The organism is Streptomyces sp. NPDC039609, assembly GCF_055596705.1.
In genome coordinates this window covers 201,398-215,883 of the sequence record NZ_JBVIUJ010000003.1, presented here as the reverse complement: position 1 = coordinate 215,883, position 14,486 = coordinate 201,398, and the positions used below count along the sequence as shown (strand labels likewise).

At 71.7% G+C, this 14,486-nt stretch carries 11 protein-coding genes and 1 riboswitch; of the genes, 6 read left to right on the top strand and 5 right to left on the bottom strand.

Annotation, left to right across the window (positions count from 1 at the left end; translation table 11 throughout):
* The first annotated feature begins 845 nt into the window (after positions 1-845).
* Positions 846-1,487, top strand: a complete 642-nt coding sequence (locus ACZ561_RS10150; protein ID WP_470991885.1) for a zinc-binding dehydrogenase — start codon at positions 846-848, stop codon at positions 1,485-1,487.
* Positions 1,488-1,713: 226 nt separating this feature from the next.
* On the opposite strand, the gene exaC is transcribed toward ACZ561_RS10150, so the two are convergent.
* Both exaC and ACZ561_RS10140 read right to left on the bottom strand, forming a co-directional pair.
* A complete protein-coding gene (exaC, locus tag ACZ561_RS10145) occupies positions 1,714-3,237 on the bottom strand; it encodes an acetaldehyde dehydrogenase ExaC (RefSeq protein WP_470991882.1) in 1,524 nt (507 codons plus the stop codon).
* A 45-nt stretch (positions 3,238-3,282) separates the two neighbouring features.
* Positions 3,283-4,563, bottom strand: a complete 1,281-nt coding sequence (locus ACZ561_RS10140; RefSeq protein ID WP_470992960.1) for a GAF domain-containing protein — start codon at positions 4,561-4,563, stop codon at positions 3,283-3,285.
* A gap of 134 nt (positions 4,564-4,697) precedes the next feature.
* Positions 4,698-4,804: riboswitch (ZMP/ZTP riboswitch) on the top strand.
* Between the two features lie 28 nt (positions 4,805-4,832).
* Here ACZ561_RS10140 and ACZ561_RS10135 point away from each other — a divergent pair.
* Both ACZ561_RS10135 and ACZ561_RS10130 read left to right on the top strand, forming a co-directional pair.
* Positions 4,833-5,687, top strand: a complete 855-nt coding sequence (locus tag ACZ561_RS10135) for a bifunctional 5,10-methylenetetrahydrofolate dehydrogenase/5,10-methenyltetrahydrofolate cyclohydrolase (protein ID WP_470991880.1) — start codon at positions 4,833-4,835, stop codon at positions 5,685-5,687.
* Between the two features lie 107 nt (positions 5,688-5,794).
* Positions 5,795-6,472: a hypothetical protein gene (locus ACZ561_RS10130; protein ID WP_470991878.1), complete on the top strand. Its 678-nt coding sequence runs from the start codon at positions 5,795-5,797 to the stop codon at positions 6,470-6,472.
* A gap of 22 nt (positions 6,473-6,494) precedes the next feature.
* Here ACZ561_RS10130 and ACZ561_RS10125 read toward each other — a convergent pair whose 3' ends face one another.
* The gene (locus tag ACZ561_RS10125; protein WP_470991875.1) at positions 6,495-7,781 is read right to left on the bottom strand and encodes an SWF or SNF family helicase; all 1,287 of its coding nucleotides are present in this window, start codon (positions 7,779-7,781) and stop codon (positions 6,495-6,497) included.
* A complete protein-coding gene (locus tag ACZ561_RS10120) occupies positions 7,778-10,702 on the bottom strand; it encodes a DEAD/DEAH box helicase (RefSeq protein WP_470991869.1) in 2,925 nt (974 codons plus the stop codon). The genes ACZ561_RS10125 and ACZ561_RS10120 overlap by 4 nt, the downstream gene beginning before the upstream one ends.
* Before the next feature lie 277 nt (positions 10,703-10,979).
* Between ACZ561_RS10120 and ACZ561_RS10115 the strand changes: the two genes are divergently transcribed.
* The 3 genes from ACZ561_RS10115 (at position 10,980) to ACZ561_RS10105 (ending at position 13,038) form a co-directional block, all read left to right on the top strand.
* A complete protein-coding gene (locus ACZ561_RS10115; RefSeq protein ID WP_470991867.1) occupies positions 10,980-12,080 on the top strand; it encodes a fatty acid desaturase family protein in 1,101 nt (366 codons plus the stop codon).
* A 16-nt stretch (positions 12,081-12,096) separates the two neighbouring features.
* Complete coding sequence (locus ACZ561_RS10110) at positions 12,097-12,279, top strand: hypothetical protein (RefSeq protein ID WP_329112629.1); 183 nt, start codon at positions 12,097-12,099, stop codon at positions 12,277-12,279.
* Positions 12,280-12,492: 213 nt separating this feature from the next.
* A complete protein-coding gene (locus ACZ561_RS10105; protein WP_470991862.1) occupies positions 12,493-13,038 on the top strand; it encodes an MOSC domain-containing protein in 546 nt (181 codons plus the stop codon).
* 42 nt (positions 13,039-13,080) lie between these two features.
* On the opposite strand, the gene ACZ561_RS10100 is transcribed toward ACZ561_RS10105, so the two are convergent.
* A complete protein-coding gene (locus ACZ561_RS10100) occupies positions 13,081-14,460 on the bottom strand; it encodes a tannase/feruloyl esterase family alpha/beta hydrolase (RefSeq protein ID WP_470991859.1) in 1,380 nt (459 codons plus the stop codon).
* Positions 14,461-14,486 lie beyond the last annotated feature (26 nt).

Sequence of the window (14,486 nt, the reverse complement as noted above, 5' to 3'; positions counted from 1 at the left end):
TGCCATGCGGGGACGCCAGATGCGACACCCGGTGTCTGCGTGAATCCCCGATAGTTTCAGTCTCATCCGGCGGAGGGCGGGGGGCAACATCTCCACAAGGAGGCCTGCTTGGGTGGTCGTGGTCCCGGCCAGACACACCGGATCGAAGGCTGGTTGTGCTCGGGAGCGCGCCGCCCGCGTGCCTCCCCGGTTTGGCTGGACATCCATCCACGCCTCTCGCTGTTGGTGGACATTGCGCTCGCCGTCGAGGCCGGTGACCTACCACGCTGTTCACCGTATGCTCGAGCGGGCGAAGCCAAGACTGGGACGTCCGCGACGCTGCACGCGCTGCGGCACACCGCCGCCCATCGGATGGCCGAGGACCCCAGCCTCCCTCTCACCGACGTCCAACTCGTCCTTGGTCCGGTCGCGTGATCCGGCCGGACTGCCGACCGATTTCACGACAGGGAGATCGTGTCGAACAGCGGCCGACGGGGAAGGTGGGGCAGTGCTGGACGGGCCTCCGCCAGTGACGGCCGGTCGATGCCCGGTCGGCCGAACGTCAGAGAGTGTGGCTGCTCGTGTCGCCGGCCGTTGCTCGCGGGACACCTGGTGGTGTGGTGCCGAGGGATGCTCTGCGCGGACTGGCGCGACGATGGTTCGGCGGGTGCCGGTTCCGGGGCGAAGTCCTCAGTGAGGTTAACCAGCAGCGAGACCTGGGCTCGGGGAAGTGCTTGCCCAGACCGCATTCGGAGCCCGTCGGAGCCCATCCAGCAGCGGGGAACGCGGAGAGCCGAGGGCTGCCGCGGCGGCTACCGCAATCTAGCCCACCCCAACTTCCGCAGCGGGAGACGATCGTCCCCGGCATGCTGGGCGCCGGCACCGTCGCCGAGGGGACCGTGATCGCGGCCTATGCGGCGATCCCGATCCCCGACGACGTGCCGTTCGACATCGCCGCCCTGATCGGCTGCGGTGTCACCACCGGAATCGGAGCAGCTCTAAACTCCGCCAAGGTGAAGCCGGGTTCGTCGCTCGTCGTGATCGGCCTCGGCGGCGTCGGCATCAGCATCCTGCAGGGCGCCAAGGTGGCGGGCGCGACACAGATCATTGCCGTGGACCCGACGCCCAACCGCCGCGAGTGGGCGCTGAAGTTCGGCGCCATGGATGCGGTCGCCCCCGACGAGCTGACCGAGGTGACCAGGCGCGTCACCGGAGGCTTCGGCTTCGACTACCTTCGAGGCCGTCGGCAAGGCCGGCACGCTGCGCGCCGCGTACGACGCGACTCGCCTCGCATGGCCGAACTGGTCCTCAACGAGAAGGTGATCCTGCCCTGCTTCTACGGCGGCGACGGCATCCGCCGTACCTACGCCACGATCATCGACTGGCGCGCGGGCCACATCGACCTGGAGTCGATGATCACCCACCACGTCCCGCTGACGGACATCAACGAGGCGATCCGTCAGATGCACACCGGCGAGGCACTGCGCACGATCGTCGACATCTCCTGAGTCGCTCTCGCCTGCGCCCCTCGCCGTCCCCCGGCCGGCAGCGGCGTGGGCCCGGCCGATCTCAGCCCGGTTCTGGACGACCAGAGACGGCCGAGCAGGTGAGTTCTGGGCGCGGATTGAGGTTAACGACGAACCTGAGATCAGCCGACGTCGATCGCTGCTCGCGGGATCGAGAGGACGCGCCTGGCGTGGCTCTTCCCTACGTCAGGCAACGTGCTTGCTCTCTCTAGAAGTAGCCAAGACTCTTGGGTGAATAGGAGATGAGCAAGTTCTTCGTCTGCTGGTAGTGGTCCAGCATCATCTTGTGGGTCTCGCGGCCGATGCCCGACTGCTTGTAGCCGCCGAACGCCGCGTGGGCCGGGTACGCGTGGTAGCAGTTCGTCCAGACGCGGCCCGCCTGGATCGCGCGGCCCGCGCGGTAGGCCGTGTTGCCGTCGCGGGTCCAGACGCCCGCGCCCAGGCCGTAGAGGGAGTCGTTCGCCGTGCGGATCGCGTCGTCGAAGTCGGTGAAGGAGGTGACCGCGACGACCGGGCCGAAGATCTCCTCCTGGAAGATCCGCATACGGTTGTCGCCCTCGAAGATCGTCGGCTGGACGTAGTACCCGCCCGCCAACTCACCGTCGTACTCGATTCGCCGGCCACCCGTCAGGATCTTCGCGCCCTCCTGCTGGCCGATGTCCAGATACGAGAGGATCTTCTGGAGCTGGTCGTTGGACGCCTGGGCGCCGATCATCGTGTCCGTGTCCAGCGGGTGGCCCGGGAGGATCTTCTCCGTGCGGGCGATCGCCGCATCCAGGAACTCGCTGTAGTGGCCCCGTTGGATCAAGGCCCTTGACGGGCACGTGCAGACCTCGCCCTGGTTCAGGGCGAACATCGTGAAGCCCTCGAGCGCCTTGTCGCGGAAGTCGTCGTCCGCCGCCCATACGTCGTCGAAGAAGATGTTCGGCGACTTGCCGCCCAGCTCCAGCGTGACCGGCTTGATGTTCTCGGAGGCGTACTGCATGATCAGCCGCCCCGTCGTCGTCTCGCCCGTGAAGGCGATCTTCGCGACGCGCGGCGAGGACGCGAGCGGCTTGCCCGCCTCCGCGCCGAAGCCGTTGACGATGTTCACCACACCCGGCGGCAGCAGGTCGGCGATCAGGCTCATCCAGAAGTGCACGGACGCCGGGGTCTGCTCGGCCGGCTTGAGGACCACCGCGTTGCCCGCCGCGAGCGCCGGGGCGAGCTTCCAGACCGCCATCAGGATCGGGAAGTTCCACGGGATGATCTGCGCGACCACGCCCAGCGGCTCGTGGAAGTGGTACGCGACGGTGTCGTCGTCGATCTCGCTCAGCGTGCCCTCCTGGCCGCGCAGCGCCCCCGCGAAGTAGCGGAAGTGGTCGATCGCGAGTGGGATGTCGGCGGCCAGGGTCTCGCGGACCGGCTTGCCGTTCTCCCAGCTCTCCGCGACCGCCAGTTCCTCCAGGTGCGCCTCCATCCGGTCGGCGATACGGAGGAGGATGTTCGACCGCTCGGTCGCGGCCGTACGCCCCCATGCCGGGGCCGCCGCGTGCGCCGCGTCCAGAGCGCGCTCCACGTCCTCGGCCGTGCCGCGGGCGACCTCGGTGAAGGAACGGCCGTCGACCGGGCTCGGGTTCTCGAAGTACTGCCCGCGGGCGGGGGCGACGTACTCACCACCGATCCAGTGGTCGTAGCGGGCCTGGTACGACATGATCGCGCCCTCGGTCCCGGGTGCTGCGTAACGGGTCATGGACATGGCCTCCCTCGGACCGCGCCGGCCGTCCCTGACCGGCGCTCACCGCCGAGAGTGCGCCGTCCGACGTTGCAACACCGTTGCGCCTGCCGACAGTTCCGCGTCCAGGGCCCGCAGTCGGGCCAGCACAGGCGCCAGTCCGGAGCTCGGTACGACCTCCGACAGCGCCCGCCACATCTCCACGTCGTCCTCGCCCCACGCGCTGTAGGTCCAGTCCGCGAGCAGCACCGGATCGCCCCGGTCCACGAGCGCCGCCCGCAGCCGGTCGGCGAGCCGCTCGCGGAGCCGTACGACCCCCGGTGCGCGGGAACCGGGCAGCAGAGGACCCGCGTACTCGCCGAGCGCCGCCGACACCGCGCCCGAACCGAGCCGCCGGTCCACGGTGCCGAAGTCCGCGTCCACCACCGCGTCGAGCCGGTACGGGCGGGAGCGCAACAGCTCCGCGCCGAGCAGCCCCCGCAGCCGGGACAGCTCCGCCCGCAGCGTGACCGGGGTGACCGACTCGTCCTCGTACAGGAGCGTCAGGAGCTCGTCGCCGTTCACCCCGTCGGGGCGATGCGCGAGGACGACCAGGATCTCGCTGTGCCGCCGGCTCAGCCGCAGCCGGCGGCCACCGACGCTCAGCAGCGCCTCGTCCCGGCCCAGCGCGGTCAGCCGCACCCGGTCCGCGTCCGGGGCGGGAGCGAGCAGGGCCAGCTGGGACTCGGCCGCCCGCGCCACCGCCTGCACGAACGCCAGGCTGTGTGGATGGGCGAGCCGGTCCCCGCCCGTGATGTCGACCGCGCCGAGCAGCCGTCCGGTCCGCGGGTCGTGTACGGGAGCGGCGGCGCACGTCCACGCCTGCACCGGCCGACGGAAGTGCTCGGCGCTGAAGACCTGCACCGGCCGGTCCACGGCGATCGCGGTCCCCGGCGCGTTCGTCCCCGCCACCGACTCCGACCAGCGCGCCCCGGCGACGAAGTTCATCACACAGGCCCGGCGCAGCGTCCCGGGATGACCCTCCACCCACAGCATCCGGCCTGCCGCGTCGCAGACCGCGAGCAGATGCTCCCCATCCGTCGCGTACGCGCCCATCAGCTCGCGGATCACCGGCATCGCGGCGGACAGCGGATGCTCCTCCCGATGCCCGGCGAGCTCCTCGTCGGCCAGCTCCACACAGGCCGCGCCGTCCGGGCTCACCCTGGCCCGCGCCGAGCGCCGCCAGGAGTCGGCGACCAGCGGCCGTACCGGAGGGAGCTGCACCCGGCCGCCGCTGGTGAACGCCTCGTGCGCCCGCTTCAGCGCCCCGGTGTCCGGCTCGGACGCCACCCACGCATCGCTCAACTCGGCCTCCACGTCGAGGTCCACCGTTCCCTTCGTGGCCATCGTCGTGCGCGCGGGAGCCGCCCACAAGCGTGCGGACACCGCGGCACACGCCCCCTGTCCTGACACCGCCACCAGGCCCTCACGTAGAGTGGGGCTCGGGCCGTGACTGGCGCTTGAGGTGGATCACCACCGGGGAGCGGCCCCGCGGACTCCACGCACCCGCGCGGATCCGTCGCTGCCGTGCGCCTGGGCGATCACCTGTCATCGACGACGCCCAGGAGTGGCCCATGTCCACCAGCACCGCTTCCCTCATGGACGGCACCGCGCTCGCCCGCCGCACGGTCGAGGAGACCGCCGCGCGTGCCGCCGAGATCACCCGCCGCACCGGCGTCACGCCCTGTCTCGCCACGGTGCTCGTCGGCGAGGACCCGGCCTCCGTCACGTACGTGAAGATGAAGCAGAACCGGTGCGCGAAGGCCGGAATCCGCTCCAAGCACGTGGAGCTACCCGCCTCGACGACAACCGAGGAGCTCGTCGATGCGATCACCGCGCTCTCCGAGGACCCCGAGGTCCACGGCATCCTGCTCCAGCACCCGGTCGGACCGCACATCGACGAGCGCGCCGCCTTCGAGGCGATCGCGCCGGAGAAGGACGTCGACGGTGTCACCATGGCCTCCTTCGCCGCCATGGGCTTCGGCCTCCCGGGCTTCGTCTCCTGCACCCCCGGCGGCATCATGCGCCTGCTCGACGCGTACGACGTCGAGCTGAGCGGCAAGCGGGCCGTCGTCGTCGGCCGCTCCGCGATTCTCGGCAAGCCGGCCGGTCTGCTGCTGCTCAGCCGCGACGCCACCGTCACGTACTGCCACTCGCGCACCACCGAGCTCTCCTCGATCGTCCGCGAGGCCGACATCCTCGTGGCCGCCGTGGGCAAGCCCCGCTTCATCAAGGGTGAGGACATCAAGCCCGGCGCGGTCGTGATCGACGCGGGCTACAACCCCGGCAACATCGGCGACGTCGACTTCGAGACAGCCGCCGAGCGAGCCTCGCTGATCACGCCCGTACCCGGTGGTGTGGGCCCGATGACCATCGCCGTGCTCCTCGCGCAGACCGTCGAAGGGGCGGAGCGCCAGCTCGGCCTCTAGCACGAGGGTTGGGTGTCGCGCGACCCCTGAGTGAACTGACTTTGTCACCGTTCTGTACGCGGTGTGCTGCAACTTGCCTTCAGGCAACAGAAGCTGACGGTTCGTGAGTGACCCTGGTCGCCATGTCCCGGCTCTCCGTCGACCTGCTGCCGCCGCTACGGCACCTCCTTGTGCCCGTCCTTCTCCTGGTGGCGGCTCTCGTGGCCGTGAGCTTTCACGGCGGCGGGGGCGCGGGCCGGTTCTCGGCGGACCCGGAGGACCGGGGGGATCTGGGGTCCGCGACGGCACAGGCCGCGAGCCGCGAGCTCGCACCCCAGGGCGGGGCCACTACGCGCAGGCCCTCGCGCCGCCCCGGCTTGCCCGCCGCCCGCCCGTCCGCCCCACGCTCGCCGAGCGCCGGCCCGTCCGGCGCGAGCTCGCCCGTTGCGTACGAGGAGCTCGCGCCGGGGGAGTGCTTCGACATCGACCGCGAGGCGCCGGGCACCGTCGTGCGGCGCGGCTGCGAGCAGCCGCACGACGCCCAACTCGTCGCCAAGCTAAGGCTGTCCGGTGACCACGCCGCCGACCGGGACATACGCGACGCGGCCGCGGCTCTCTGCCGAGAGCCGTTGCGCCGCAAGGCCGCGGAGCAGCCGTACGGCACGCGCTGGATCACCTTCGTCCAGTACCCGTACCGCAGCAGCTACCTCCTCGGCTCCGACTCGGTGGCCTGCAGCCTCGCCGCCCACACCCCGAACTCCGCCACGGGCGGCACGGCTCGCGAGCTCACCGCGCCGCTCCAGTGACAGTGATGGTGATGGCGACGCCTCAGTCCTCTCCCGCCACCGCAGTCGCGAGCGCTGCGGCCGGGTCCGGGTCCGCGGGACCGGCCGGGACCCAGTGTCCGCGCTCCTTGCGGTAGGGCCACCAGCGTCCGTCCTCGCCGAGCCGCAGCTGCGCCTCGGCACCGACCACGGTCCAGCGCGCCGCCCCCGCCGGCCTCAACACCGGCCGGTCGGCGTCCTCCCAGGCTTCCGTGAGCAGCGTCCTCGCCCGTGCCAGCGCCTCGGCGTCCGGCGTCCATTCCTCCTCCAGCACGGACAGGGCGGCCGCGCCCCCGTACCGCCACGCGCGCGTGGCCAGGTCCAGCTCCGCCCGCCGTCGCCCTGACCCGGTGGCGAGCCGGGCCGCGATCCCCGAAGGGACGGACCCGGCGGCCGCCAGCCGTACCGCGTCCTGCCCGACCGTCAGGGAGGGTTCCATCGCGGTCTGTTCATGACCCGGGGCGAGCGCATCGGCAAGCAGCCGATGCGCCCGCCCGGCCGCGTCCGCCGCCAGGAACTCCAGCGCCGACGGGTCGACACCGGGCGCCGGGTCCGTCTCCGTGTCCAGGGACGGCGGCACGCCCGGCGCCGACAGCAGCATCGGTGGGGCCGGCAGCGGCGGCAGGATGTCCCGCGCGGCGAACGCCTCCGCGGCCGGGACGCCTCCGGCCTCCACCTCCTCCTCGGCGGAGTCGCCGGCGGCCGGAGCCGCCCGCGCCGCGCTGCGCTCCTGCAGCTCGTCGAGGAGCGCCCGCTCACCGCGCCCCCGCATCAGCAGCAGCACGAACGGGTCCTCGTCGAGCAGCCGCGCCATCTGGTAGCAGAGGGCCGCCGTGTGCGGGCAGTGGTCCCAGGCCTCACAGCCGCACTGGGGGTCCAGATCGCCGATGCCCGGCAGCAGTTCGAGCCCGGCCGCCGCCGCGTCCTCCACCAGATGCGGCGGCATCTCGTGGTCGAGCAGAGCCGCGATGTGCCCCGCGCTCTCCACCGCGAGGGCGAGCAGCCGGTCCCACTCGTCCGCCGACAGCTCCTGCAGCAGCACATCGCTGCGGTACGAGGAGCCGTCGTCGTCCCGTACGACAGCCGTGATCCGTCCCGGCCGCACCGCGACCGCGCCCACCGCACCCTCACGGGCGTGCTTGCGCCCCTTCTTCAGCTGCCGGCCGTCGAGCGCCGTGTCCTCGAGCGCCTTCAGCCAGGCCCGGCCCCACCACGTGCGGGCGAAACCGGAACCGCGGGCCGGCGGCAGCGCCGCGAACGTCCGCTCGTCGTCGTGTGCGTACCCGCTCATCGTCCGTCCCCTCGCAGCTGGACCAGATCCGCCAGCTCGGCATCCGTCAGTTCGGTCAGCGCCGCCTCGCCCGCGCCGAGCACCGAGTCGGCCAGCGCCCGCTTGCGCAGCAGCATGTCCGCGATCCGGTCCTCGATCGTGCCCTCGGCGATCAGCCGGTGGACCTGCACCGGCTGGGTCTGCCCGATGCGGTACGCGCGGTCGGTGGCCTGGGCCTCCACGGCCGGATTCCACCAGCGGTCGTAGTGCACGACATGCCCGGCCCGGGTCAGGTTGAGCCCCGTGCCCGCCGCCTTCAACGACAGCAGGAAGACGGGGACCTCGCCGTCCTGGAAGCGCGTGACCATCGCCTCGCGCTCGGCGACGGGCGTGCCGCCGTGCAGGAACTGCGTCCGTACGCCCCGCGCCGCCAGGTGCTGTTCGAGCAGCCGCGCCATCTGTACGTACTGGGTGAAGACCAGGACACTCGCGTCCTCGGCGAGGATCGTGTCGAGCAGCTCGTCGAGGAGCTCCAGCTTGCCCGATCGGCCGTCGATGCGCGGCCGTTCCTCCTTCAGGTACTGCGCGGGATGGTTGCAGATCTGCTTGAGCCCGGTCAGCAGCTTCACCACCAGTCCGCGCCGCTCCATGCCGTCGGCATCGGCGATGGCCGCGAGAGTCTCCCGCACCACCGCTTCGTAGAGCCCCGCCTGTTCCTTCGTCAGGGAGACCGCCCGGTCGGTCTCGGTCTTCGGCGGCAGCTCGGGTGCGATGCCGGGGTCCGACTTCCGGCGGCGCAGCAGGAACGGGCGGACCAGGGCGGCGAGCCGCTCGGCGGCGGCCGGGTCCTCACCGCCTTCGACGGCCGAGGCGTAGCGGGAGCGGAAGGTGCCGAGCCGACCGAGGAGGCCGGGCGTCGTCCAGTCGAGTATCGCCCACAGCTCGGAGAGGTTGTTCTCGACGGGAGTGCCGGACAACGCGACGCGCGCCTTGGCTCCGATGGTGCGCAGCTGCTTGGCGGTGGCCGAGTACGGGTTCTTGACGTGCTGGGCCTCGTCCGCGACGACCATGCCCCACGGCCGTCCGGCCAGTGGCTCGGTGTCCAGCCGCATGGTGCCGTACGTGGTGAGGACGAACTCGCCGTCGGCCAGGCCCTCCAGGCTCCGGGCCGGGCCGTGGAAGCGGCGCACGGGCGTGCCGGGCGCGAACTTCTCGATCTCCCGCTGCCAGTTGCCCATCAGCGAGGTCGGACAGACGACGAGGGTGGGACCCGCTGCGGCGGGCTCGGTCTGCCGGTGCAGATGGAGCGCGATGAGCGTGATCGTCTTGCCCAGACCCATGTCGTCGGCGAGACAGCCGCCGAGGCCGAGGGAGGTCATCCGGTGCAGCCAGTTGAGGCCGCGCAGCTGGTAGTCGCGGAGCGTCGCGGCGAGCGCGGCGGGCTGGGCGACCTCCTGAGGCCCGCCCTCGGGGTCGGCGAGGCGGGCGCGCAGCTGCTCCAGCCAGCCGGTCGCGTGCACCTCGACCCGTCGGCCGTCGGCTTCCGTCGTCCCGGTGAGGACGGCGCCGAGTGCGTCCACGGGAGTGATCTTGCGGTCGTGCGAGGCGCGGGCGCGGCGCACCTCCGCCGGGTCGACGAGCACCCACTGGTCCCGCAGCCGGACCACCGGACGACCGGCCTCGGCGAGCTGGTCCAGTTCGGCACGGGTGAGCTGCTGGTCGCCGATCGCGAAGCGCCAGTTGAAGGCGAGGAGCGCGTCGGCGGACAGGAAGGAGGGGAGCGCGGAGGAGCGGTGGTCGGCGGGACCGTCGGCGGGGGCATGCTCGGCTTCGGCGCTCTTGGTGGCGTGCGTCGCGTCCGTAGCGTCGGAATCGCCGTCCGGCGGACCGATCACCGCGCGGACCGTGAGTCGGTGGGCCATGTCGCGCGGCCAGTGGATCTGGACGCCCGTCGCGGCGAGAGCCCGTGCCGCGGGGCCGAGCAGGTCGGTGACCTCGTCGTCCGCCAGCTCCACGGAGTCAGGGACCGCGGCCGAGAGCAGCGGGGTCAGCGGCGTCCAGGCGCGGGCGGCGCGGCGCAGCGCGAGAAGGGCATCCATCCGGGCCCGAGGCTCGAACATCGCGCCGGCGGTGCCCGATCCGGCCCAGACGTCCGCCGCGTCCGCGACGAGAGTCGGGTCGGCGACGCTGTGCATCTGCAGCACGGCCCGGAAGGCCGGAGCGTCCTGCTCGCCGAGACCGGGCAGTTCGAGGCGCAGGGAGAGGCGTACGCCTGCGTCATGACCGGCCGCCACGTCCGCCGCCCACGCGCGTTGCGCGGGCAGCTCCTGCGGCTCTTCGGCCGCGAACGCGGGCCCGCCGGCGGCGAGCGGCGCGGCCGGGGAGCGCGGCAGCGTGTCGGCGACCGCGTCCACGAAGGAGCGCAGCAGCCGCTCGGGTGCGGGAAGCAGCAGCGGACCGGCCCCGGACAGCGGTACGGCATGGGCGGTGGGCGGCATCGAGGCGGCGAGCGCCCGCAGCTCGGCCAGCTCCTCGGGGCCGAGTGGCCCGGCCCGCCAGGCGTCCCGGTCGGTGGTCGTGAGACCGGGAAGGAACAGGCCCTTGGCCCCGAGGTGCAGGGCGAAGAGAGCAGCGGCACCCCAGAAGGCGGCGGCGGGCGAGGACACGTCGGAGAAGCGGGCGCGAGTGAGGACCGGCAGAGCGTCCCGTACCGGGAGCAGGAGCGCGGGAACGGTGTGCGGGCGGACGTCGTCGGCCACCGCGCTCACCACGGTCAGCTCGTCCGCCACCAGGGTCAGCTCGTCGGCCACCGCCGACAGACGGTCGGTGGACAGGGACCCGTCCGGGGACCAGAAGGCGATCCGGCCGGCGCGCGACGGATCGGAGGGCAGGAAGACGGCGGAGCAGCGGGCGAGTTCATCGAGTCTCTGGGACGACGGCAACGCATTCCTCAAATTTGACTACTGGGCCGAGCGGCCGAGGGTACCTGAACCGACCGACCTCCCGTGAACGCGATCGACGTGACCTGGCTCACGTCCCCGTCGAACGACCGGACTCTCCGAACGCCCCGGGGTGGAGCCAGCCCCACCCCCACCCCCGGGCAAGCCCCCTGGAATCCCGGGGGGTGACGCCATGGCTCCGGACGATCACCGATCCGTACGTTCGAGGGAGTCCGGGCGACCCGCGCCCGGGCCCCGCCCACGGACACCGGAGACCGCCATGCCCCAGGCCACCGCAACGCTCACGGCGCCCGACCGGAGCCTTCTGGCACCCGATGGGGGCAGCGCCACCAGAAGGGGCGGTGGCAGCGAGTTCACACCCTTGCTGCGCATCGTGAAGGAGCAAGGGCTGCTGGAGCGCAGGGCCGGCTGGTACGCCCGTGGGATCGCCGTCAACTTCCTCGGCCTCGCCGCCGTCGTCACGGGTCTGGTCCTGCTCGGCCCGTCCTGGTGGGCCCTGCTGCTCGCCGTCCCGCTCGCCCTGCTCTCCGCCCGGGTCGCCTTCGTCGGACACGACGCCGGGCACTCCCAGATCTCCGGGGACCGGCGCCACAACCGGATCATCCAGCTCGTCCACGCCAACCTCCTGCTCGGCATGAGCCAGGAGTGGTGGAACGACAAGCACAACCGCCACCACGCCAACCCCAACCACCTCGACAAGGATCCGGACGTCGCTGCCGACATCCTCGTCTTCGCCCAGCACCAGACCACCGGGCGCGCCGGTTTCCGGGGCTGGCTCACCCGCCATCAGGCCTGGCTCTTCTTCCCGCTGACCACGCTCGAGGGCATCGCGCTCAAGGTGTACGGATTCCAGGCGCTGTTCTCCAAGGAGGGTCCGTACAAGACCCGGCGCGAGCGGCTCGTCGAAGGCGCCCTGCTCCTCGCCCACGTCGCCGGCTACGCCACCCTGCTGCTGACCACCCTCACCGTCGGTCAGGCCCTCCTCTTCACCCTGATCCACCAGATGCTCCTCGGACTGCACCTGGGCATGGCCTTCGCCCCCAACCACAAGGGCATGGAGATGCCCGACGCCCATCCTGACGGCGACAGCTGGGGCCATCTGCGCCGGCAGGTGCTCACCTCGCGCAACATCCGGGGCGGGATCCTCACCGACTGGTTCCTCGGCGGACTGAACTACCAGATCGAGCACCACCTCTTCCCGAACATGCCGAGGCCGCATCTTCGACTGGCGCAGCCCGCCGTGCGTGCGCACTGCCGTACGGTGGGTATCCCCTACACAGAGACCGGTTTCGTCGAGTCCTACCGACAGGCGCTCGGACATCTGCACGAGGTCGGGGAGCCGCTGCGCTCGGCAGCGTGACAAGGAGGCGTCGGACATGTCGACACGGACGAAGATCGTGATCGGGGGAGTGGCCGTCGGGCTGCTCCTGATCCCTCTCATCGGATTCTGGATGTCCCTGCTGGTGATACTCGGCGTGCCGGCCGTCGCCTACCTGGCCCTCGACCCGAGCCAGCGGCGCCGACTGCGCAGGATCTCCCGCAAGGAGCTGAACCGCTGACCTCCGCGGACCACCGCTGACCTCCGCGGACCACCGCGGACCGGGGTGAGCTGCGCGGACCGGGGTGAGCTGCGCGGACCGGGCTGACCTGCGCGGACCGGGCTGACCTGCGCGGACCGGGCGGAGCACCGCTGCCCCGGAGAACGCCTGACGTACGCTCGGTGGCGATCACCCGCACGTGATCATCGGAACGGAGAAGGGGAGCTCCACCTCATGAGCAACGCCACCGTCACGACAGTCAGCAGCAACGGCGTCTACTCGTTCACCAAGCCGAACAGGGACAGCATCACGCTGCTCGCCGGTCTGGGCGTGGAGGGCGACGTCCACTCCGGCGTCACGGTCAAGCACCGTTCCCGCGTGGCCAAGGACCCGACCGTGCCGAACCTGCGGCAGGTGCACCTCATCCACGCCGAGCTCTTCGACGAGGTCGCCGGGGCCGGTTTCGAGGTCACCCCGGGGGCGCTCGGCGAGAACGTCACCACCCGGGGCATCGACCTCCTCGGTCTTCCGACCGGCACCCGGCTGCACCTCGGTGCCGAGGCCGTCGTCGAGGTGACGGGCCTGCGCAACCCCTGCGCCCAGATCGACACCTACCGGCACGGGCTGCTGAAGCAGGTCCTCGGCCGGGACGAGAGCGGGCAGATCGTCCGCAAGGCAGGGATCATGAGCATCGTGCTGACCGGCGGCGAGGTGCGGCCCGGCGACCCGATCCGGATCGAGCTGCCGGCCGAGCCGCACCACTCCCTGGAGATGGTCTGAGCCTGGGCCCCCCTTGAGCCTCCGGCCTCGTGACCGTCAGTCCTACGGGGTCTCCAGCGCACAGGAGTTGACCACGTCACCGCCCGCCGGCCGTGCGATCGTACGGTCCGCGGGCGGAGCCGTGCCTTCCTCCACCCACTCCGTGAGCGCCGCGAAAGCCGAGCGGTAGCAGGGCAGGATCGGACGCAGCCGGTCCGGATATGTGTCGGAGAGACCGTCGGTGTGAGTGCCGTCCTGGACCCTGTAGTACCGGTGCAACCCGCCCCGCCCCCGGTCGTCGATCATCCGCGCGTACACATCGGAGTCGGTCGCGATGGGGAGGAGCGTGTCCAGATCGCCGTGGAGGGTGATCAAGGGCTTGCCGATACGTCCTGTCAGCGCGACCTCGGCGACGGCCCGGCGTACGGACGCGGGGCGGGTGGTGTAGTCGTACGAGGCGTCCGAGGCGCAGGGGGCGAGGATCTGCTCGATCGTCGAACCGGCCGTGGAGCCCGGGCACTCGGGGTCGTACGACGGATCGAACTCCGCCCGGAAGACCTTCTGCGTCAGCCCCCAGTACGCCTTCTCGTGGTACGGCCACAGGAAACGCGAATCCGGCGCGAAGCCGGCGTCGATCAGGTCCTCGTCCGAGGCCTGGCCGAGGGAGCGGGCGACGGTGACCGGAAGGCTCGTGAGCAGGTTCGGCCCGCGGGTCGTCCAGAGCACGCCCTCCCAGTCCACCCCGCCGTCGTACAGCTCCGGACGGTTCTCCAGCTGCCAGCGGGTCAGATAGCCGGCGTTGGAGATGCCCGTCATGTACGTGCGCTGGGGCGCCCGGCCGTAGCGCTCCCGTACGGCCCTCTTCGCCGCCTTCGTCAGCTCGGTCACCCGGCGGTTCCACTCGGCGACCGCGTCGCCGGGCCGGCGACCGTCGGTGAAGAAGTCCGGCCCGGTGTTGCCCTTGTCGGTGGCGGCGTAGGCGAAGCCCTGGGCCAGCACCTGGTCGGAGATGAGCGCGTCGGTGGAGTACTGGCGCCTGGTGCCGGGCGCGCCGGTGACGACCAGGCCGCCGTTCCAGTTCTCGGGGAGCCTGAGCACGAACTGGGAGTCGTGGCCCCACCCGTGGGTCGCGTTGAGCCGCGAGTCGTCGGGGAAGTAGCCGTCGATCTGGATCCCGGGGACGCCGGAGGGGTTCTTGGTGCCCTTCGCCGAGAGGCCGGCCTGGTCGGCCATGTCGGTGTACGGGGTGCCGGCCAGTCCCGCCGTCGTGAGATCCCCGAGGCAGGCCGTCTCCTGGTGCTCGGCGCCGGGAACATGGATCCGGTGCTGCCCCGCGCACATGGACGGCGGGCCCGACCGGGCGCCTGCGGGCCCGGCGGGACCGATGACGGTCAGCCCGGTCAGGAGCGCGACGAGCAACGGGACGCCTCGGTTCAGGCGCATGGACGGCCTCCGGTGGGACGACGGGA